Here is a 21,772-nt window from a genome sequence, read left to right as displayed (position 1 = left end):
CACTTTGTCACAATAGGAGGATGACAGATGGAAAAAGAAAAATTAGTTTTAATTGGAAATGGAATGGCGGGAGTACGAACAATCGAAGAGATCCTTGAACGAGAGCCAGAACGGTATCAAATTACGATTATCGGCGAAGAAAAGTATCCAAACTACAATCGCATTATGCTTTCCAATATTTTACAGAAAAAAACGACCGTTGAAGAAATCATCACAAATCCGTTTGATTGGTATCAAGAAATGGGAATCGAGCTTTTTGTAGATAATCGTGCAACGCATCTGAATCCCAAAAAGAAAGAAATCGAACTACTTCATGGAGAAAAAATTTCTTATGATATATGTATTTTAGCAACAGGGTCACGTGCGTTTATTTTACCTATCTCAGGTGCAGATTTAGATGGAGTTGTAGCTTTTCGAACCATTGAAGATACAGAGAAAATCATGGCGGCTGCCAGCACGTATAGAAAAGCAGCAGTCATTGGTGGTGGTTTATTAGGGCTTGAAGCGGCCAAGGGGCTCGTTGATCAAGGGATGGACGTTACAGTTGTCCACCTTGAAAATTGGCTGATGGAAACTCAATTAAATGAAAAAGCAGGCAAACTTTTGAAGGAAGATTTAGAAAAGCAAGGCTTGAAATTTAAAATGGGTGCTAAAACTGAAAAAATACTTGGAGAAAAGCGTGTAACAGGCCTTTCTTTTGCAGACGGGAGTGAACTTGAAGCAGATTTAGTAGTCATGTCCATTGGGATTCGTCCAGAAACGTCTCTTGCAAAAGAAGCGGAACTTGAGGTGGGGCGAGGGATTTGTGTAAATGATTATCTTGCGACAAGTGATTCTTCTATCTTTGCTATTGGGGAATGTGTCGAACATCGTGGAGTTTGTTATGGCTTGTAGCGCCACTTTATGAACAAGCGAAAGTGCTTGCGGATTCGTTAACAGGTCGTGAAACGGATGGTTATCATGGCAGCATGACTTATACAGCACTTAAAGTTTCTGGGTGCGATTTATTTTCTGCGGGCTGCATTAAAGCAGGAGATGACATTAAAACAATTGAAGCTTATGATGAATGGAATCATTGCTATAAAAAAGTCTTTATCCAAAACAATCAAGTAGTCGGGACGATACTTTACGGGGATACCACCGAAGAAAATCGCTTTTTTAAAATTGATTACACAGAAACTAGACATTTCAGATTTGAACCCGATTAGCTTGCTTGCAGCCGCAAATGGAGAAGATGAGGCGCTAAATGATGTCACAAGTTGGGATGACTTTGAAACGGTTTGTGGATGTAATGGTGTTACTAAGGGAACAATTATGCAAGCCATCGCAGACAAAAATTTAACGAGTGTCTCGGATGTAACCAAGCATACCAAAGCAGGAGGCTCTTGCGGGAAATGTAAGGATAAGATTGCTGATTTATTAAGTTATGCGCTTGGCGAGGAAGCTCCAACGACTTCTAAAGGAATTTGTGGCTGCACAGATTTAACGCGAGACGAAATTGTTCTTAAAATCCATCAAAAAGGGTTGAAATCTGTTTCAGAAGTCTATCAAGAATTGCACTTTAAAAATCCAGAAGGCTGTTCCAAATGCCGGCCAGCCATCAATTTTTATTTGAATGTCGCTTTCCCGCAGGAACATCAAGACGAAAAAGCATCAAGGTATGTGAATGAGCGTCTCTATGCCAATATTCAAAACGATGGAACGTATTCGGTGATTCCGCGTATGCGAGGTGGAAAAACAGATCCACAACAATTGCTTTTAATTGCAAAAGCCGCGGAAAAATACGATGTTCCGCTTGTGAAAATTACAGGAAGTCAACGAATTGGTTTGTATGGCGTCAAAAAACAAGATTTACCAAAAATATGGAAAGACCTTGATATGAGCGCAGCCGAAGCTTACGCAAAAGCTGTTCGCTCGGTGAAAACGTGTGTCGGCAAGAATTTTTGCCGGTTTGGCACCCAAGATTCCATGGGGCTTGGTATTCAATTAGAAGAACGCTATGAGTTCATTGATACACCACATAAATTTAAAATGGGAGTGTCAGCTTGTCCACGTAGTTGTGCGGAAAGTTGCGTAAAAGACTTTGGAGTGATCGGCGTCGAAAACGGCTTTCAGATCTATATTGGGGGGAAATGGCGGAACGACTGTTCAAGAAAGCCATTTCCTTACAACCGTAGAAACAGAAGAAGAAGTGATAGATATTTGCGGGGCGTTTCTTGAATACTATCGTGAAACAGGTATCTATGCAGAGCGAACAGCGCCTTGGATCGATCGCCTTGGCTTTGAGCACGTTAAGCAAATACTTTTAGATGAAGCAGAACGGGCGAAACTTCTTTCAGAATTAGAAAAAGCGGGAAAACGAGAAGAACCATGGCATCAAACGATTCAAGACACAGAACTTCAGCAAAAACTATATACAGTAGGAAGCGGGGAACAAAAGTGATGAAGCAGAAAAAGTTTATAGCGAATTTCGATGATTTGCCAGAAAAAATCGGCTATGAGTGCTTGATCGATGGGGAAAAGTTGGCTGTATTTCGCTTGAATGAGGAAGAAGTTCGTATTATCAGTAATGTTTGTCCGCATAAGCAAGGACCACTAGCTGAAGGAACAGTGTCCGGTGAGTTTGTTTTTTGTCCGTTACATGATTATAAAATTTCACTTGTAGACGGGAAAGTCCAAGAACCTGACGAAGGTTGCGTTAAAACCTATGATGTGTGCATCGAAAATAAAAAAAGTTTATGTGTTGGTGTAACCGAGATGGGTAAAGTTTATTTAGTTGGTGCAGGCTCCGGAGATCCAGAATTATTAACACTAAAAGCTTTACGGGTATTACAGCAAGCGGATGTTGTTTTATACGATCGTTTGGTGAATCCATTGTTGCTTTATCATACGAAGCAGGGGGCCAAACTGGTTTTTTGCGGAAAGTCACCGGATCGTCATGCGATGCGTCAAGAAATAATCGGTGAGAGGCTTGTCCAAGAAGCGGAGAAAAATCAAGTGATTGTTCGTCTGAAAGGCGGAGACCCAGGGATTTTTGGAAGGGTAGCAGAAGAAATCACACAACTTGAAAAAGCGAAAATTGCTTATGAAGTGGTCCCTGGAATCACAGCCGCATCCGCAGCTTCTTGCTATGCAGGGATTTCACTTACGGATAGAGAAGCGAGTAGCCACGTTACTTTGTCGACGGCTCACAGGAAAACTGGAGCGCTCACAGAAGATGATTTTGCTTCGTTTGTAAGGCACGGAACAGCTTGCTTTTACATGGGCATGGAAAATTTGCCGCATATTGTTCGTAAGCTATTAGATGGTGGGATTTCAAGTGAAATGCATGTGGCTGTGATTTCTTGGGGAAGTTATGGCAGACAAAAAATGATAAAAAGCACGCTTGCAAGAATTGAAAGAGAAGTTGCGGCTAGCGATTTAAGAAATCCGGCTTTGATTTTGATTGGTGAAGTCGTCGCCCGGTCAAATGACGTAAGTTGGTTCATGAAGCTACCTCTATTTGGTCAGCGCTACTTACTGGTTTCAAAAAATCCAGTTGATTTTGATGTCATTACTCGCTTTACTGGGCAAGGTGCAGATGTTTGGTTTGTTCAAGTGGGAGAAAAGCGCGACATTCGCTTTGATGAAATCACAAAACGCTATTTGAATGAACAAAGTTATCCAAATTTGCTGTTTTTAGAGCCTGATGCTAAAGTGCTCTGGGAGTTCCAAGCTCGTGGGAAGAAACTTCATTCTTGAATGTAAATTAAAATTTGCTGGTTTCTACTATTCAAAATAACTTCATTCCGATATAATGTGTGTATGACACTTAGAAAGAGGTATACAAAATGAATAATCGAAAACCTGAATTTGTAATGACAATTATTGGAGCAAGTTTAGCCGCACTTGGAATTTTAATAACTGGGCCACTTTTGCTTCTTATTCTTTTTGCAGCTACTGCTAGCTCAATGGATCAAATGATGATGTCAAGTGATGATATAATTGGCATTACCTTTGGCGCAGGGTTCATTGGTCTTTCATTAGTACTTGCAATTGCGGCATGTGTGTTTGGCTTTATTGCTGCTTTTAAAATGAAAAACGGAACACCTGCTATCAAAGGCTGGTCAATCGCGCTGATTGTTATTGGTGCACTTTGTATTTTTAGTTACGGGTGGATAACAGGGATTTTATTTTTAATCTCAGGAATTATGTCACTTGTGAAGGTTTCCAATGAAAAAAATCATTTTGAATCTTTTTGATGGGGTTTAAGAGACGAAAGCACTGTTTTTATAAAACGGGTGCTTTTTTCTTTGGGTTGCTTTATTTTTTCGGTTAACACAATCAGAAATAAAGCCGCTCGTGTGTTATACAAGATTTGTTGCTTGTGTTAAAATAGCAGTGAATCTCTTAAGCGACACGAACTTTGTGCGCATCTTTTTTTAGAAAGGAATTTAGTGATGGATGAAATAAAACATTCCCGTAGAAAAAACACTGCGGTTTATATTCATATTCCATTTTGTGAGCATATTTGCTATTATTGCGATTTTAATAAGGTTTTTTTGGAAGGACAACCAGTCGACGAATATGTGGACCTTTTAATTCGGGAAATGGAACTAAGAACGGAAGGAAAGGAACTGGAGACAATCGAAACGGTTTTTGTTGGCGGAGGAACGCCAACGACGCTAACGCCTAAACAAATTGAAAAACTTTGTGAAGCTGTACAACGCATCTTCCCTCTTTCAAAAGAGGTGGAATTTACGTTTGAGTCAAATCCAGGTGATCTTTCCGTTGAAAAATTGCGCGCTATGCAGGATAGCGGTGTTAACCGACTGAGCATGGGGGTGCAAAGCTTTAATCAGGAGCTGCTAAAAAAAATTGGTCGCATCCACACGGTAGAGGATGTTTATGAGTCGATTCGAAATGCTGAAACGGTTGGGCTTGAAAATGTAAGTATTGACTTGATTTTTAGCTTGCCTGGGCAAACGGAAGCGGATTTTAAAGATACGCTCAGCAAGGCGCTTGCGCTTGATTTACCGCATTATTCTGCGTACTCACTTATTGTGGAGCCGAAAACGATTTTTTATAATTTAATGCAAAAAGGCGAGCTGATTTTACCAGGTCAAGATGCTGAAGCCAACATGTATGATTATTTGATGTCGGAAATGGAAAAAGCTGGGAAGAAACAATATGAAATCAGTAACTTTGCTGAAACTGGTTTCGAGTCTCGTCATAACCTTGTGTACTGGAGCAATGAACATTATTTTGGATTCGGCGCTGGTGCGCATGGGTATTTGCAAGATACGCGCTACAGCAATTTTGGTCCTCTAAAACAGTATATGGCACCTCTAAAGCAAAACTTGCTTCCCACTTTTCAAACAAAAGATTTGTCTTTAAAGGAGGAAATGGAAGAAGAAATGTTTTTAGGCTTACGAAAAGTTTCAGGGGTGAATAAAAAACGTTTCTTGGAGAAGTTTGATAATGAACTAGAAAGTATTTTTGAGCAAGCTATCGCTGTAACAAGTGCAAAAGGCTGGCTAGATTCCGAAACAGAATTTGTAAAATTAACAAGAGCGGGACGTTTTTTAGGAAATAATGTTTTTCGAGAGTTCTTGTAAATCGCATGGTTGACCAATTTTGACCAAATAAGTCGGTCTTCGGTCTGAAAATAAGTGTTTTCAGTTGACGAGCGCCGATTTGTTTGGTAAATTTATACTTGTATTTAGCACTTAAGTTATTCGAGTGCTAAAAAGAGGTGATAGATTTGTTGACGGAAAGGCAATTGCAGATTTTTCGGGCAATCATCGATCATTTCACTTGGACCGTCCAACCAGTTGGTTCAAAGAATTTGATAAAGGAAAGCGAGTTGCCATATAGTTCGGCGACGATCCGCAATGAAATGAGTGTGCTCGAGGATTATGGCTTTATTGAGAAGACGCATTCATCTTCTGGACGTATCCCTTCTGAAAAAGGCTATCGTTTCTATGTGGATTATTTGTTGCAACCTAAAGCGTTGTCGAAAGAGGACAAGAGATTGATTCGTTCGCTTTTTGCTGCTGATCACTATGAAGCGGAACAGTTGATTCAAAATTCAGCTTCGATGCTTTCGAAACTTTCGAATTACACGTCGATTGTTCTCGGACCAGAAACAGCGAAAAACAGATTAAGCGGTTTTCGTTTTGTTCCGATTAGTGATTCGCAGGCCATGCTGATTTTGATCACAGATCAGGGGCACGTTGATAATCATTTAGTTAACTTGCCGACTGATGTAACCCTTTCAGATATCGAACGAACGGTTAATATCTTAAATGATCGTTTGATCGGTGTACCACTAAACGAGCTTTCGAACCGGATTTTGACTGAAGTTCAAGAGCTACTAAGCTGGCACGTTGAAAACTCGGAACGCCTTGGTGAAATTGTGTTTGATACTTTAAGTAACGTTAGCCCTTCAAAAATTTATTTTGGTGGGAAAACGAATATCTTAGATCAACCGGAATTTCATGATGTTGCAAAAATTCGCGATTTTTTACGATTAGTTGAAGAAGAAGAGGGAATACATGAATTGTTCCGCGATATTCCTGATGGGATTCAAGTGAAAATTGGTCGTGAATGGAATAATGACTTGCTGAATGATTTAAGCATCATCACAGCGACTTATCATATTGAAGATGAGCGAGTTGGCGGGATTGTTTTACTTGGTCCAACACGAATGGAATATGCTCGAATGATGGGACTCGTCGATGTTTTCAGCAAAGATTTGACATCAGTTTTAACCAAATTATATCGAGATAACCAAAAATAGAAAGGATTGGAAAACTACGGTTTTTCTAAGAGGTGATTTCTGTGTCTGAACCAAAAGATAAGCAAACTAAAATTGAAGAAGAAATCGAAAAAGAAGCAACGCAAGAAACTGAAGAAACAGTTGAAGAATTAGATGAGCAAAATCAAGTTGCTGAGCTTGTAAAAAAAAGTTGCTGACTTAGAGGAAAAAGTTGAAGAAGCGGAAAATCGCTATTTACGTTTACAAGCAGATTTTGAAAACGTGAAAAAAACGAAATATCCTCGATCGTGAAGCTGCAATTAAGTATCGCTCTGAAAGCCTTGCTACCGATTTACTTCCTGCACTTGATAGTTTTGAAAAAGCTCTTGCAACAAGCTCTGATAGTGAAGAAGTGGCAGCGCTTTTGAAGGGGATGGAAATGGTACACAACCAGATCATAAATGCTCTTCAAAAAGAAGGAATTGAGCCAATTGTGGCGCTTGGGGAACAGTTTGATCCAAACTTCCACCAAGCAGTGATTCAAGACCAAGATGAAACGAAGCCAAGCAATGAAATAACGGCTGAACTTCAAAAGGGTTATAAAATTAAAGATCGGGTGATTCGCCCTTCAATGGTAAAAGTAAACGAATAAAAACAGAATTTGAATTTTCAGGAGGAAATGAATTATGAGTAAAATTATTGGTATTGACTTAGGAACAACAAACTCTGCTGTTGCAGTTTTAGAAGGCGGAGAAGCAAAGATTATCCCAAATCCAGAAGGTGCACGCACAACACCATCAGTTGTCGGTTTTAAAAATGGTGAACGACAAGTTGGAGAAGTAGCAAAACGTGCAGCAATCACAAACCCTAATACAGTGATTTCGATTAAACGTCACATGGGGACAGATTATAAAGAAACAATTGAAGGAAAAGATTATTCTCCTCAAGAAATTAGTGCGATTATCTTACAATATCTAAAAGGTTACGCTGAAGATTATTTAGGTGAAACAGTAGATAAAGCAGTTATTACTGTTCCTGCTTATTTTAATGATGCACAGCGCCAAGCAACAAAAGATGCAGGGAAAATTGCTGGGCTAGAAGTAGAACGTATTATTAATGAACCAACAGCAGCAGCACTTGCTTATGGAATGGATAAAACGGATAAAGACCAAACTATTCTTGTATTTGACCTTGGTGGTGGTACATTTGACGTATCCATTCTTGAACTTGGCGACGGTGTATTTGAAGTTCATTCGACTGCAGGAGATAATCATCTCGGTGGGGATGATTTTGACCAAAAAATCATTGATTATCTCGTATCTGAATTTAAAAAAGAAAATGGAATCGATCTTTCGCAAGATAAGATGGCTCTTCAACGTCTTAAAGATGCAGCAGAAAAAGCGAAAAAAGATCTTTCTGGGGTTATGAGCACACAAATCTCACTTCCATTTATTACAGCTGGTGAGGCAGGACCACTTCATCTAGAAGTTAACTTAACTCGTGCAAAATTTGATGAATTGACAAGTGATCTTGTAGAACGTACAGTAGGACCAACTCGTCAAGCACTTAAAGATGCTGGTCTTTCAGCAAGTGATATCGACCAAGTGATTCTTGTTGGGGGATCTACTCGTATCCCTGCTGTTCAAGAAGCGATCACAAAAGAACTTGGTAAAGAACCTCATCGTGGTGTAAACCCTGATGAAGTAGTAGCGATGGGTGCTGCTATTCAAGGTGGTGTTATCACTGGCGATGTTAAAGATGTAGTTCTACTTGACGTTACTCCATTATCGCTTGGAATTGAAACAATGGGTGGCGTTATGACATCTCTAATTGAACGGAATACAACGATTCCAACTTCAAAATCTCAAGTATTCTCGACGGCTGCTGATAATCAACCCGCTGTTGACATTCACGTTCTTCAAGGAGAACGTCCAATGGCGAAAGATAATAAAACGCTTGGTCGCTTCCAACTAGCTGATATTCCTGCAGCGCCACGTGGTGTACCTCAAATTGAAGTTTCGTTTGATATCGATAAAAATGGGATTGTGACCGTTCGTGCAAAAGATCTTGGAACGGGTAAAGAACAAAATATCGTTATTAAATCTTCTTCAGGTTTAACAGATGACGAAATCGATCGTATGGTCAAAGATGCTGAAGCAAATGCAGAAGAAGATAAGAAGAACAAAGAAAATGTAGAAACGCGAAACAATGCGGATCAATTAATCTTCACTGTGGATAAAACACTTAAAGAACTTGAAGGGAAAGTTGATGCTGATGAAGTGAAGAAAGCTGAAACAGCACGTGATGAACTTCAAGAAGCGCTTAAGGGTGAAGATTTTGATGCCATTAAAGAAAAATCAGATGCGCTCAATGAAATCGTTCAAAGCCTATCTGTCAAACTTTATGAGCAAGCAGCTGCAGCTCAACAAGCTCAAGGTGAAAATCCAGAAGCAAATGCTGCTGATGGTAGCGAAGATGTTGTCGATGCTGATTTTGAAGAAATCAACGATGACGATAAAAAAGAAGATAAGTAAGTTTTTAAAATGCATGAAATCGGATGAAGAGTCAAAGTCTACTGTGGCTTTGGCTTTTTATCTGAGATGCGCTATATTTATTTAACTATCTATGGTACAATACCCTAGGATTAAAACAAAGAACAGGAGTGATGGCGGATGGCGAAACGTGATTATTATGATGTGCTTGGTATTTCGAAAAGCGCAACCGCGGATGAAATAAAAAAAGCCTACCGGAAACTTTCGAAAAAATACCATCCGGATATCAATAAAGAAGAAGGTGCGGATGAGAAATTTAAAGAGATCTCGGAAGCTTATGAAGTGCTGAGCGATGAAAATAAACGGGCGCAGTATGATCAATATGGTCATGTTGATCCTAACCAAGGTTTTGGTGGTGGAGCAGGCGGCTTCTCATCAGCAGGTGGTTTTTCTGGATTTGAAGATATCTTTGATACATTTTTTGGTGGAGGCAGCGGAAGACAGCGTGATCCGAATGCACCACGCCAAGGAAATGACTTGCAATATACGATGCAGTTGAAATTTAAGGAAGCTGTGTTTGGAACAGAAACCGAAATTGAAATTCCTCGTGAGGAAAACTGTGAGACTTGTCACGGCTCTGGGGCCAAACCAGGAACACATCCGGAAAAGTGTTCGCACTGTGATGGTAAAGGAAGCATTAATGTGGAACAAAATACGCCGTTTGGCCGAATTGTTAACAAGCAAACTTGTCCATATTGCCACGGGACTGGAAAAGAAATTAAAGAAAAATGCCCAACTTGTCATGGATCCGGTCGTGTAACTAAGAAGAAGAAAATCAAATTGAAAGTTCCTGCAGGTGTCAATGATGGCCAACAAATGCGCGTTGCCGGTGAAGGAGAAGCTGGAATAAACGGTGGACCAAACGGTGATTTATTTGTCGTCTTTGTAATTGCACCAGATGATTTCTATGAGCGCGATGGCGATGACATTTTTGTTGAAGTGCCGCTCACGTTTGTTCAAGCTGCACTTGGAGATGAGATCGATGTGCCAACTGTCCATGGAAAGGTAAGACTGAAAATCCCTGCTGGTACACAAACGGGGACAACATTTAGACTTCGAGGTAAGGGTGTTCCTCATTTACGTGGAAGCGGGACAGGAGATCAGCATGTGGCTGTAAAAGTCATTGTGCCGAAGAAACTAGATGAAAAACAAAAAGAAATTTTACGTGAATTTGCTGGCACTACAGGGAATAAAGTAGATGAACAGAATGCTGGTTTTTTTGATAAAATGAAAAAAGCTTTTAAAGGCGAGTAAAAAAATGAAAAGCGGACGTTGAAAAAGGTTGTTCAACATCCGCTTTTTTATCCGAGGAGGCTTATGCGTGATGGAATGGGCAGAAGTTGAAGTACATACACTAAACGACGCAGTGGAACCAATTGCCAATTTATTGAATGAATACGGAGCAAGTGGCGTTTCAATTGAAGATGTGGCGGACTTTTTTAAGGAAAGAGAAAATCAATTTGGCGAAATTTATGCTTTAAATCGTGACGATTATCCAGATGATGGTGTTATTATTAAAGCGTATTTTTTAAAAACGGAAGACTTTGTTGCGGGGATTCCAGAGCTTGAAAAAGCATTATTTGACCTTGCAAAATTTGATATTCCGCTTGGTGAGCTTAAATTTTTTGTGAATGATGTTAACGATGATGACTGGGCAACAGCTTGGAAAAAGTATTATCATCCAGTTGCTATTACAGAATCGATCACCGTTTCTCCAACTTGGGAAGACTATCAGAAAAGAGAAGACGAACTCGTGATTGAACTTGATCCAGGGATGGCCTTTGGTACGGGAACTCACCCAACAACACAGCTTTCGATGCGGGCAATAAGTGAATTTTTACAGGCGCATGACCGAGTGATTGATGTTGGAACAGGATCTGGGGTGCTTGCAATTTTATGCGCCAAACTTGGAGCAGAGTCGGTTTTAGCGCTCGATTTGGATGAAGTGGCAGTTCGAGCGGCGAGAGAAAATGTGAAGCAAAATCATGTAGAAACAAAAGTCGAGTTACGCCAAAATGATTTGTTAAATGGAATCGAAGAAGAAGCAGATTTGATTGTCGCGAATATTTTAGCGGAAGTCATTTTACTTTTCCCACAGGATGTTTACCGGTTACTTAAACCCGGTGGCCATTTTATCGCATCTGGGATTATTGAAAATAAAGCTGAACAGGTTCGTGAGGCACTGATCGAAGCTTCTCTTGTTGTACTTGAAACGAGACAGCAAGGCGACTGGGTGGCAATCATAGCCAAACGGAGCGAGGACTAAGCTATGCAACGTTATTTTATTGATCAAGTCATGGAGAAGGACTTACCTGTTTCAATTACTGGTGATGATTTTCATCATATGGTTCGTGTTATGCGGATGAAAACGGGGGATGAGGTTTGGCTTGTGGATTCAAATGAAAAGGTTGCACGGGCTACTTTACAGGAAATTTTAGAAGATGAAGTCACACTGGCTGTTTCTAGCTTTGTAGAAAAAACTAGTGAGCTACCGGTTGAAATAACTATTGCAAGTGGCCTCCCAAAAGGAGATAAGCTTGATTTGATCGTGCAAAAAGGAACTGAACTAGGTGCGGCTCAGTTTTTGCTTTTTCAAGCAGAACGATCGGTTACAAAGTGGGACGAAAAAAAAGGTGCATAAAAAAATGGAACGGCTTGAGCGGATTGCAAAAGAAGCGGCGGAACAATCACACCGGGAACGAATTCCGCTTCTTCGCTATCATTCTAGTTTAAGTGCGCTGTTTAAGTCCGAGATTCAAGCATTTGATTTTGTGGTTTGTGCATACGAAGAAAGCGCTAAGCAAGGTGAAAGCTCAAGTCTTGCGCGAGTATTTCAGGAAATGCCAAAAGGCTCGAGATTGCTTGTTGTTTTTGGTCCAGAAGGCGGGATTTCAGAGCAAGAAGTGGCAGAACTTAGGGAGCTCGACGCAAGATTTGCTGGACTGGGACCGAGAATTTTACGGACAGAAACGGCACCGTTATATCTTTTAGCTGCGGCATCGTTTTATTTTGAGCTTAGCGGGAAAAGTGAAAATGAATAATCTAGAATAAAAATGCATAAAGTTAGTGATTTCATGTTGACGCACTTTTGAGTTTCCGCTATAATTTTAGATGAGTGAATGCTATTTCTGTTAAGCTTTAAAAGCCTGCTAACAGCATGTTGGCATTCTGAAGCCTTATATGGATCCAGTTTTTGGGTCTACGTAAGTGTCGGAGGGAGGGAAAGAGAGATGTCAAAAACAGTAGTTCGCAAAAACGAATCGCTTGACGATGCTCTTCGTCGCTTTAAACGTACTGTTTCTAAAAGCGGAACTTTGCAAGAATCGAGAAAGCGCGAATTTTATGAAAAGCCAAGCGTAAAACGCAAGAAAAAATCAGAAGCAGCTAGAAAACGCAAATTCTAATAGTTAAAGGCGATGATTTCATTGGCACTGCTTGACAAGTTAAATGAAGATATGAAGCAAGCTATGCGTGATAAAGAGAAAGAAAAACTTTCTGTTATCCGGATGTTAAAATCTGCTTTGCAAAATGAAGCAATCAATCATGGTGGAGAGCTTTCCCCTGATGATGAAATCACTGTTCTTGCGCGCGAAATGAAGCAGCGCAGAGATTCTCTTTCTGAGTTTGAAAAAGCTGGCAGGGATGATCTAGCTGAAAAAGTTCGTTCTGAAATCGAGATTGTTGAGGATTATTCACCAAAACAGCTTTCGGATGATGAGCTTGAAGAGATTGTAAAAGCAACAATTGCAGAAGTCGGAGCAACGTCTAAGGCTGATTTTGGGAAAGTCATGGGCGCTATTATGCCAAAAGTAAAAGGCAAAGCCGACGGAAATGCAGTGAATAAATTTGTAAAACAGTATCTTTCATAAAACTTTAAAGACTAGCTTCGGCTAGTCTTTTTTATGCGAGAAAAATAGAGAAATTGGTCTTTTGCAGGTAGATGCGGTTTTTATTCTGCCTTCTTTTCGTGTATAATGGGGAGGACAAAGGAAGTTAAAAGACAAAGGGGTTAGAGAATGCAAAACGGATCCTATAAAGAAACCATCGAACTAAATGAAGGCATTGATGTGCGTGACTTATTTGGAAATCAAGATGCTCACTTAAACGTGCTTGAAGAAAGCCTTGCTGTGAGTCTTGTTTCACGTGGTGGTGAAATTTTAATTAGTGGAGAAGAAGAAAATGTGAAGCATGCCAAACATGTCATTGCAGCTCTTCTTGCTGCACTAAAAAATGGTAACCATCTCGATGGGAGGGATGTCGCGCAAGCTGTGAAAATGGAAAAAGGCGGGACACTCGAATATTTTGGCACGCTTTTTGAAGATGAAATTACAAAAAATGCTCACGGGAAACCCGTTCGTCCGAAAACTTTTGGACAACGCGAATATATGCAAATGGTACGGCGCTTTGACATTGTGTTTGGAATTGGTCCAGCTGGAACGGGGAAGACTTATCTCGCGGTTGTTATGGCGATCGATGCTTGGAAAAAAGGGAAAGTCAGCAAAATCATTTTGACTCGTCCCGCTGTAGAAGCAGGGGAAAGTCTTGGCTTTTTACCAGGTGATCTAAAAGAAAAAGTCGATCCTTATTTGCGTCCAGTTTATGATGCGCTTTATGACATTTTGGGGCTTGAACATACGACACGGCTTATGGAGCGAGGTGTGATTGAAATCGCTCCGCTTGCTTATATGCGTGGTCGTACTTTGGATAACGCTTTTGTCATTTTAGATGAAGCGCAAAATACAACGATCGCTCAAATGAAAATGTTTTTTAACTCGCTTGGGCTATGAGTCAAAAATGATTGTAAACGGTGATATGACACAAATCGATTTACCAAAGGGGACAGTAAGTGGGCTTGTGAACGCCGAGCAAGTTTTAAACCATGTGAAAAATATTGGCTTTGTTTATTTTGAACATCACGATGTGGTGCGTCACCCGCTTGTTGCTGAGATCATTAAAGCGTATGAACGAAACTAAAGGAGCAGGATTTGTATGATGCAAAAATGGAACCATTTTTATGGAAAATATGGACAAAAATTCATCATTCCCGCTATTCTTGTCATTTTGATGCTTGCTTCTTATATTTTGATGATTCAAATGACCAAACCTGAATCTTTTAACGCGAAGTTATTTTCTGTTGCGGATCGCACTATTCGTTCCCCGCAAACGGTGATTGATACGAAGAAAACCGATGAGGAAAAAACGGCAGCAAGAGAATCGGTCGAGGATGTTTATACTTTTAACCGAGAAACAGCTCAAAATCGTGTTTCGTTAATAAACTCCTTTTTCGCATATGTAAGCGAAGTACAAGGGGAAATAAAAGAAAAAACGGATAAAAAAGAGTCGGTTTCAAATTCGGATAAATTAAAAATGCTAAAAGACAAACTCTCGAGCAATGTTTCTGAAAAAATCACATCAAGTATTTCAGATGAGGTTTTATTGCGGTTTTTAAATGCTAACCCTAAAGATTTAACTACAGCCAAAGAAACTCTTTCAACTGAAATTGAAACGGTTATGGGTGAAAGTATCCGTGAATCCAATTTAAATACAAAGAAAGTGCAAGCGCGAGATGATATCGAGCTTTCAAGCATTCCAGCTCCTCTTAGATCAGCGGCCAAAACACTTGTTTCCTACGCCATTGTGCCAAACGAAACCTACAACAAAAAAGAAACAAATGTCCGTAAGCGAGAAGCTGCAGCGAGTGTTATTCCTGAGAAAATTTTACAGGGGCAAGTCATTGTCCAAGAAGGGCAGATTATCGACCGAGAAACGTATCGCCAACTTGGGTTGCTTAATCTTTTAGACCAAAAAATGCCCGTGAAACAATATGCCGGTTACGCACTATTAATTTTAGTACTGGCTTCGATTCTTTATTTCTTTACAACCAAAACGAAAATGTCACGCAAAAAACGGCAACAAACCTTACTGATTTTTGGAGTGGCTTTCGTTTTGACGCTCATATTGCTTTTTGTGATTCGGGTGCTTGAGTCAGCTAATTTGAGTAATATTTCGTTCTTGTTTCCTGCCGCGTTTCTTCCGGTTATTTTAAAAATATTATTACGAGAACGTTATGCCTTTTTGGGTCTTTTATTTATTTCAGTGACAAGTTTGTTTGCTTTTCAATCGCATGAAACAAGTGTTGTGAGCAGTCTCATCACGCCGTTTATTTTACTGAGCGGTTTTGCTGCGATTATTTCGCTACGGGACTATTCTAGGCGGATTGCGATTTTTAGGTCCGGAATGATCGTCGGAGCCTTTAATATTCTATGTGTATTTTTCTTACTGCTCATTAATAATTCAACGATTTGGAGTGAAAGCACTCTTGAATCGATGTTTTATGCGTTTGCTGGCGGCGTTGGAGCCTTTATTTTGGCACTCGGGTTGATTCCGTTATTTGAATTTTTATTTGGAGTGCTAACCACTAGCCGACTTGTGGAGCTTGCTAATCCGAATCACCCACTTTTGAAACGGATTTTGATGCGTGCACCTGGAACCTATCACCATAGCATGATGGTTGCTAATCTGGCGGAAACGTGTGCTGATAAAATTGGAGCAAATGGGTTGCTCACCCGCGTTGGTTGCTTTTATCATGATATTGGAAAAACACTTCGGCCGCCGTATTTTGTTGAGAATCAGCTCCAAGGAATTAATCCACATGACCGGTTGACGCCTAAGCAAAGTCGAGATATCATTTTAGCGCATACCGTGGATGGTGCAGAAATTTTGCGAGAAAATCATATGCCGCAACCAATTATTGACATTGCACTTGAACATCACGGCACCACCTTACTAAAGTTTTTCTACTTGAAAGAAAAAGAAGAAAATCCAGATACGGAAGAAGCTGAATTTCGGTACTCAGGTCCGAAACCAAAAACAAAAGAAGTAGCAATTATCAACATAGCAGATAGCGTCGAAGCAGCTGTGCGTGCCGCTGTTGATCCGACGAAAGAAAAAATCAAACAAATTATTGACGGGATTATCCGTGATCGAATCCTGGATGGACAGTTTTCAGAATGTGACATTTCTTTAAAAGAAATCGAACAAATTCGCGAAACCTTGAATCAAACGCTGAATGGAATCTATCATCAGCGCATTCAATATCCAGATGATGTGAAGGGGGAAAACTAATGGCGACACTTGAGCTTGATTTAATTGATGAGACAGAACGACTTCCAGAAAAAGAACAGCAATTGGTGGCAGATATTTTAGAGTTTGCTGCTCGCTACTTGAAGCTTGATCCAGGAACAGAAATGTCAGTTACATTTATGGACAATGCCGGGATTCGAGAAATTAATCGTGAATACCGGTCAAAAGATGCCGCAACAGATGTTATTTCGTTTGCGCTCGAAGAACTGGGCGAAGATGAGATGCCGATTATTTTTGAAGAAGATCAACTGCCAAGAAACTTGGGGGATATCATTATTTCAACAGAGCGAGCAAATGAGCAGGCGAAAGAGTATGGGCATTCATTTGATCGGGAACTTGGCTTTCTTGCCGTACACGGCTTGTTACACTTGCTTGGGTATGATCACATGGAAAAAGCAGACGAAGAAAAAAATGTTTGGTTTGCAAAAAGAAGTGTTGGATGCTTATGGCCTCAAACGATAGGAAATATAAACGTAGTCGCAGTTATCTCGCGTCTTTTAAACATGCTTTTTGTGGTATTAAGACCACGCTAAAAGAAGAACGAAACATGAAGATCCACGTGACGGCAGCTTTTTTGGTTCTTCTTTTTGCCACTTTGTTTCAAGTAAGCAAGGTGGAATGGCTTATTTTACTGCTTTGTATCGGTCTTGTCTTAGCACTTGAAACGCTCAATACGGCTATCGAACGGACGATCGATACGATCACAACTGAATTCCTTCCAGAAGCTAAAAAAGCGAAGGATGCAGCTGCTGGCGCAGTTTTGATTATGGCAACAATTTCGGCCATCATTGGGCTCACTATTTTTATCCCTTATTTTTTGGCAATTATTCCATTTATAGATAGGAGTTTCCTAGTATGAGAGAAACTAATTTTATTGAACTTGCGAAAAAAGCTCGCGAGTTTGCTTATGTGCCTTACTCAAAGTTTCCTGTTGGCGCGGCACTCGTGACAGAAGACGACAAAGTGATTCTCGGGGCAAATATTGAAAATGCTTCTTATGGATTATCAAACTGTGCAGAGCGGACAGCCATTTTTAAAGCTGTTTCAGAAGGACAGCGAGAATTTGCAAAGCTTGTTGTCGTAGCTGATACTGATGGACCAGTTTCGCCTTGTGGAGCTTGCAGGCAAGTAATCAGCGAGTTTTGTAAACCGGATATGCCGGTGGTGTTAACAAATTTAAAGGGTGACGTGGCAGAGGTAACAGTAGCTGATCTTCTTCCAGGTGCTTTTATGGCGGGGGATATGGATCATGAGCGATATATTTAAATCTGGTTTTGTTGCAATTGTAGGTCGACCAAACGTTGGAAAGTCAACCTTACTGAATCGAATCATCGGACAAAAAATTGCGATTATGAGCGACAAAGCGCAAACTACGAGGAATAAGATTCAAGGGGTTTATACGACGGAAGATGCACAGGTGGTATTCATTGATACACCAGGGATCCACAAGCCGAAACATAAACTGGGTGATTTCATGGTGAAAGTTGCGCTAAATACTTTCCGAGAAGTTGACTTAATTTATTTTGTGATTGACGCTGATGCTGGGCTTGGTCGTGGAGATGAATTTATCATTCAAAAACTCGAACAAGTGGATACACCTGTTTTTCTATTGATCAATAAAATTGATTTAGTCAGTCCGGATGAACTTATCCAACTAATAGAAACTTATAAAGAAAAACTTGATTTTGCAGAAATCATTCCAATTTCCGCACTTGAAGGAAACAATGTGCCTAATTTGCTCGAGGAAACCATAGAGCATTTAGAAGAAGGGCCGATGTACTATCCGAAAGATCAAATCACTGATCACCCGGAGCGCTTTATCATTTCAGAGCTTATCCGTGAACAAGTCTTAAGCTTGACACGTGAAGAAGTACCGCATTCCGTTGCTGTTGTCATTGAAGGAATTGAAAAAAATCCAAAAACAGAAAAGTTAACGATTATGGCCACGATTATTGTGGAACGTAGTACGCAAAAAGGGATTATTATTGGCAAACAAGGACAGATGTTGAAACAAATCGGTATGCGTGCTCGTAAGGAAATTGAACTTTTACTCGGCTCTAAAGTATTTCTTGAAGTTTGGGTGAAAGTTCAGAAAAATTGGCGGGATAAAGAACACTATCTTCAGGACTATGGCTTTGATCAAGATGAGTATTGAGTATTAAAAAAAGACGCGCAAAAAAAGCGCGTCTTTTGGCTCATTCATGCCAGATTAAATTGTCATATTCGACTTCAAGTTCCCCTTTGCCGATGTATTTATAATAGATTTTAAAGGATGCTGTTTTACTCACTTCAATTTTTTCGTGGAAGTAATCTTTTTTCAAAACTTTGGGATAGTCATCTTTGCCGTAATTATAAAGGTAGAAGTCCTTTGCAGAAATGTAGATGGGTTCGGAGCTATTATTTTTTATGGTCACTGAAATCTCGTAGGCTTTGTCTAAACCCCGTTCATCTAATTTTTGAATCTGTGGCTTTGATACTTGTACGCTTGCTTCCTCAGTTGAAATTCCTTTTGCACCGAACTCAAGTTCTTCATATTCATCTCCGTAGTCCTCGTAAAATTCATCTTCAGAAGATGCTGTTGTGGAATCTTCTACTTGAACTCCGTTGCTTGTTTCTTGACTGATGTAATAAAGAAAGGTACCACTAAAGACAAACAAACTGATCAAAAGAATGGCTCCTCCAGTGCTTACAAACCAGATAGCGGTTACTTTTCTTATCTTTAAAAATAAAAAAACGATTCCCATGATAAGAAGTACAAATGCAAAAAATGCGATAATACCTAAAATACCAATGATAACCATCTGATAAACTCCTTTTTCACTCAATATCGACATTGTATCATTTTTAACGAACAAGGGGAATAAAAAAAGAAATTTTCTGTTATAATAATAAAGTGGAATAAAGGGAGGACTGCGATGTGGAAAAAGCGGAGGGAATCGTTTTAAGGCAAACGAGTTACCGAGAGTCAGATAAAATTGTTGTTGTCTTTACACGAGAATTTGGCAAAATCGGCATGGTGGCTCGTGGAGCTAAAAAAGGAAAAAGTCGTTTAGCAGCCGTTACCCAACCGTTTACAACAGGAATGTTCTCTTTTTTCGGTGGACGAGGGCTTGTAACACTCCAACAAGGCGATGTGATTCATAACTTTTCAAGTATCCAACAAGATATTTTTTTAACAGCTTACGCTTCGTTTGTCTGTGAATTACTTGATAAGGCAACGGAAGAAAGACAAAAAAAATGAATATCTGTTTGAACTTGCTTATGCGATTTTGCGTGATATTGATGAAGGTTATGATGCTCAAATTTTAACTCAAATTTTTGAAATGAAGATGCTGAATTTACTTGGACTTTATCCGGTTATGGACCGGTGCGCTATTTGTGGCGAAACGGAAGGACATTTTGACTTTTCTAGTGCAAGTGACGGACTTGTATGTCATCGATGCTTCGAAAGAGATCCTTACCGGATGCATTTACCCGAAAATGTAGTGAAATTGTTGCGCCTTTTTTATATGTTTCGGATTGATCGATTAGGTGAAATTCACGTGAAGCCGGAAACGAAAGCTTGGCTTGAAAAAGCTATTGATACGTATTATGATGAAAAATCTGGCCTGTACTTGAAAAGTAAGAAATTTTTACGAGATATGTCAAAATGGAGTGGCATACTTGAGAAAAAGGATGAGGATTGACAAAAAGCTTCTTATCCTTTATCTTTAAGGATAAGAAGAATAATACATGCAAAGATGAAAAGGAGTAGAAACGAGCGCTGGTCTATTAGCGAAATCGGGATAGTGAGAGCCGATGATCAACTGGTTTTGAAAGGCATTTCGGAGCATGATTAAAGAAGGTGGAATCTTCTCGTTGTGAAGATTCAAATAGGGTGGAACCGCGAGTATCTCTCGTCCCTATATGCAAAACAGGCATATAGAGGCGAGAGTTTTTATGTGCTTTGGATATTTATTCGGAGGTGGGAAAATGAATTTACAAACAATGATTCGAACGTTGCAAGACTATTGGTCGGAGCAAGGCTGCATCATGTTGCAATCTTATGATGTTGAAAAAGGTGCCGGAACGATGAGCCCCTATACATTTTTAAAAGCGATTGGACCTGAACCGTGGAAGGCCGCTTATGTGGAGCCTTCACGTCGCCCGGCAGATGGCAGATATGGCGAAAACCCAAATCGGCTGTTTCAGCATCACCAGTTCCAAGTCGTGATGAAACCTTCACCGGACAACATTCAGGAACTATACTTGGGCTCACTAGAAAAAATCGGGATCGATCCTTTGAAACACGATATTCGTTTTGTGGAAGATAACTGGGAAAACCCATCACTTGGCTGTGCAGGGCTAGGATGGGAGGTTTGGCTAGATGGAATGGAGATCACCCAATTTACTTATTTCCAGCAAGTGGGAGGGATTGAGTGTTTTCCTGTGACGTCTGAAATCACTTACGGCGTTGAGCGGCTTGCGAGCTATATTCAAGACAAGGAAAACGTTTTTGACCTTGAGTGGACAGAGGGGATTACGTATCGAGATATTTTTTATCAAGCAGAATATGAAAACTCGAAATATGCGTTTGAAACATCGAATACGGAAATGCTACTTCAATTGTTTGATACGTATGAACAAGAAGCCAGTAACCAAATGGAAGTGGGGCTTGTATTCCCGGCTTATGATTACGTTTTAAAATGTTCACATACTTTTAATTTGCTTGATGCAAGAGGGGTTGTTTCTGTAACAGAAAGAGCTCAGTATATTGGTCGAATCCGTCGACTTGCTAGACGAATTGCGAAAACTTTTTATGAGGAACGAGAGAAGCTGGGATTCCCCTTAATAAAGGAGGAGAAAACGCATGAGTAAGGATTTTTTATTAGAAATTGGTTTAGAAGAAATGCCTGCAAAATATATTTCAGATTCTGCGAAGCAACTTGAAAATAGAGCTACCGAGTGGTTTGAAGAGCAAAAAATTGAACACGGGGAAGTGATGAGTTTCCAGTCTCCGAGAAGACTTGCAGTACTTGTAAAAGACGTTTCTGATAAGCAAGCTGACCGCGTGGAAGAGGCAAAAGGGCCGGCAAAAAAAAATTGCATTTGATGAAGACGGCAACTGGTCAAAAGCGGCGCAAGGTTTTGCTCGGGGACAAGGAGTCGCACCAGATGAACTTACTTTTCGTGAAATAAAAGGTGTAGAATACATCTATATAGAGAAAAAGGTAACGGGAATTGAGACGAAAACACTTTTAACCGGAACTCAAAAAAATCATTACGGATATGACATTCCCCGTTAGCATGCACTGGGGAGCAAATGAAATGCGTTATATTCGGCCTATTAAATGGCTCG

15 protein-coding genes and 7 pseudogenes are annotated in these 21,772 nt (G+C 40.1%); 21 read left to right on the top strand and 1 reads right to left on the bottom strand.

Features of this window, described 5'->3' with window-relative positions:
* Window positions 1-27 precede the first annotated feature (27 nt).
* The 18 genes and pseudogenes from nirB (at window position 28) to era (ending at window position 18,589) form a co-directional block, all read left to right on the top strand.
* Window positions 28-2,443: pseudogene (gene nirB / locus MAQA_RS11290) on the top strand (nitrite reductase large subunit NirB).
* Window positions 2,443-3,741: a uroporphyrinogen-III C-methyltransferase gene (cobA, locus tag MAQA_RS11285; protein ID WP_159099973.1), complete on the top strand. Its 1,299-nt coding sequence runs from the start codon at window positions 2,443-2,445 to the stop codon at window positions 3,739-3,741. The pseudogene nirB and the gene cobA overlap by 1 nt, the downstream one beginning before the upstream one ends.
* An 89-nt stretch (window positions 3,742-3,830) precedes the next feature.
* On the top strand, window positions 3,831-4,241 hold the full coding sequence (locus MAQA_RS11280) for a DUF4064 domain-containing protein (protein WP_036074041.1): 411 nt from the start codon (window positions 3,831-3,833) through the stop codon (window positions 4,239-4,241).
* A gap of 198 nt (window positions 4,242-4,439) precedes the next feature.
* Complete coding sequence (hemW, locus tag MAQA_RS11275) at window positions 4,440-5,597, top strand: radical SAM family heme chaperone HemW (RefSeq protein WP_036074039.1); 1,158 nt, start codon at window positions 4,440-4,442, stop codon at window positions 5,595-5,597.
* A gap of 146 nt (window positions 5,598-5,743) precedes the next feature.
* Entirely contained in the window at window positions 5,744-6,781 is a 1,038-nt protein-coding gene (gene hrcA / locus MAQA_RS11270) for a heat-inducible transcriptional repressor HrcA (RefSeq protein WP_036074037.1), read from the top strand.
* A gap of 41 nt (window positions 6,782-6,822) precedes the next feature.
* Window positions 6,823-7,391, top strand: a pseudogene (gene grpE / locus MAQA_RS11265) (nucleotide exchange factor GrpE).
* A gap of 34 nt (window positions 7,392-7,425) precedes the next feature.
* Window positions 7,426-9,273, top strand: coding sequence for a molecular chaperone DnaK (gene dnaK, locus MAQA_RS11260; RefSeq protein ID WP_036074036.1), 1,848 nt, complete (start codon window positions 7,426-7,428; stop codon window positions 9,271-9,273).
* 138 nt (window positions 9,274-9,411) lie between these two features.
* Window positions 9,412-10,545, top strand: a complete 1,134-nt coding sequence (gene dnaJ / locus MAQA_RS11255) for a molecular chaperone DnaJ (RefSeq protein ID WP_036074035.1) — start codon at window positions 9,412-9,414, stop codon at window positions 10,543-10,545.
* 70 nt (window positions 10,546-10,615) lie between these two features.
* Entirely contained in the window at window positions 10,616-11,557 is a 942-nt protein-coding gene (gene prmA, locus MAQA_RS11250) for a 50S ribosomal protein L11 methyltransferase (protein ID WP_036074033.1), read from the top strand.
* A gap of 3 nt (window positions 11,558-11,560) precedes the next feature.
* Window positions 11,561-12,332, top strand: a pseudogene (locus MAQA_RS11245) (16S rRNA (uracil(1498)-N(3))-methyltransferase).
* Window positions 12,333-12,521: 189 nt separating this feature from the next.
* Complete coding sequence (gene rpsU, locus MAQA_RS11240) at window positions 12,522-12,695, top strand: 30S ribosomal protein S21 (protein ID WP_036074031.1); 174 nt, start codon at window positions 12,522-12,524, stop codon at window positions 12,693-12,695.
* A 21-nt stretch (window positions 12,696-12,716) separates the two neighbouring features.
* Window positions 12,717-13,160, top strand: a complete 444-nt coding sequence (locus MAQA_RS11235) for a GatB/YqeY domain-containing protein (protein ID WP_036074027.1) — start codon at window positions 12,717-12,719, stop codon at window positions 13,158-13,160.
* 147 nt (window positions 13,161-13,307) lie between these two features.
* Window positions 13,308-14,265, top strand: a pseudogene (locus MAQA_RS11230) (PhoH family protein).
* 15 nt (window positions 14,266-14,280) lie between these two features.
* Window positions 14,281-16,416, top strand: coding sequence for an HD family phosphohydrolase (locus MAQA_RS11225; protein WP_277619979.1), 2,136 nt, complete (start codon window positions 14,281-14,283; stop codon window positions 16,414-16,416).
* A pseudogene (gene ybeY / locus MAQA_RS11220) lies at window positions 16,416-16,896 on the top strand (rRNA maturation RNase YbeY). Before MAQA_RS11225 ends, ybeY begins: the two are co-directional and overlap by 1 nt.
* On the top strand, window positions 16,874-17,293 hold the full coding sequence (locus tag MAQA_RS11215) for a diacylglycerol kinase family protein (RefSeq protein ID WP_036074022.1): 420 nt from the start codon (window positions 16,874-16,876) through the stop codon (window positions 17,291-17,293). Before ybeY ends, MAQA_RS11215 begins: the two are co-directional and overlap by 23 nt.
* A complete protein-coding gene (locus tag MAQA_RS11210; RefSeq protein WP_036074021.1) occupies window positions 17,290-17,700 on the top strand; it encodes a cytidine deaminase in 411 nt (136 codons plus the stop codon). The genes MAQA_RS11215 and MAQA_RS11210 overlap by 4 nt, the downstream gene beginning before the upstream one ends.
* Window positions 17,684-18,589, top strand: a complete 906-nt coding sequence (era, locus tag MAQA_RS11205; protein WP_036074020.1) for a GTPase Era — start codon at window positions 17,684-17,686, stop codon at window positions 18,587-18,589. The genes MAQA_RS11210 and era overlap by 17 nt, the downstream gene beginning before the upstream one ends.
* Before the next feature lie 40 nt (window positions 18,590-18,629).
* On the opposite strand, the gene MAQA_RS11200 is transcribed toward era, so the two are convergent.
* Window positions 18,630-19,235, bottom strand: a complete 606-nt coding sequence (locus tag MAQA_RS11200) for a hypothetical protein (RefSeq protein WP_036074019.1) — start codon at window positions 19,233-19,235, stop codon at window positions 18,630-18,632.
* 116 nt (window positions 19,236-19,351) lie between these two features.
* Here MAQA_RS11200 and recO point away from each other — a divergent pair.
* The 3 genes and pseudogenes from recO to MAQA_RS14260 form a co-directional block, all read left to right on the top strand.
* A pseudogene (gene recO / locus MAQA_RS11195) lies at window positions 19,352-20,120 on the top strand (DNA repair protein RecO).
* A gap of 286 nt (window positions 20,121-20,406) precedes the next feature.
* Window positions 20,407-21,291: a glycine--tRNA ligase subunit alpha gene (glyQ, locus tag MAQA_RS11190; RefSeq protein ID WP_036074018.1), complete on the top strand. Its 885-nt coding sequence runs from the start codon at window positions 20,407-20,409 to the stop codon at window positions 21,289-21,291.
* Window positions 21,284-21,772: pseudogene (locus MAQA_RS14260) on the top strand (glycine--tRNA ligase subunit beta); the annotation flags it as partial. The gene glyQ and the pseudogene MAQA_RS14260, both read left to right, overlap by 8 nt.

This window comes from Listeria aquatica FSL S10-1188 (assembly GCF_000525795.1).
In the GTDB taxonomy this organism is placed as follows: Bacteria; Bacillota; Bacilli; order Lactobacillales; family Listeriaceae; genus Listeria; species Listeria aquatica.
This window is presented reverse-complemented; position numbering and strand designations above follow the sequence as displayed.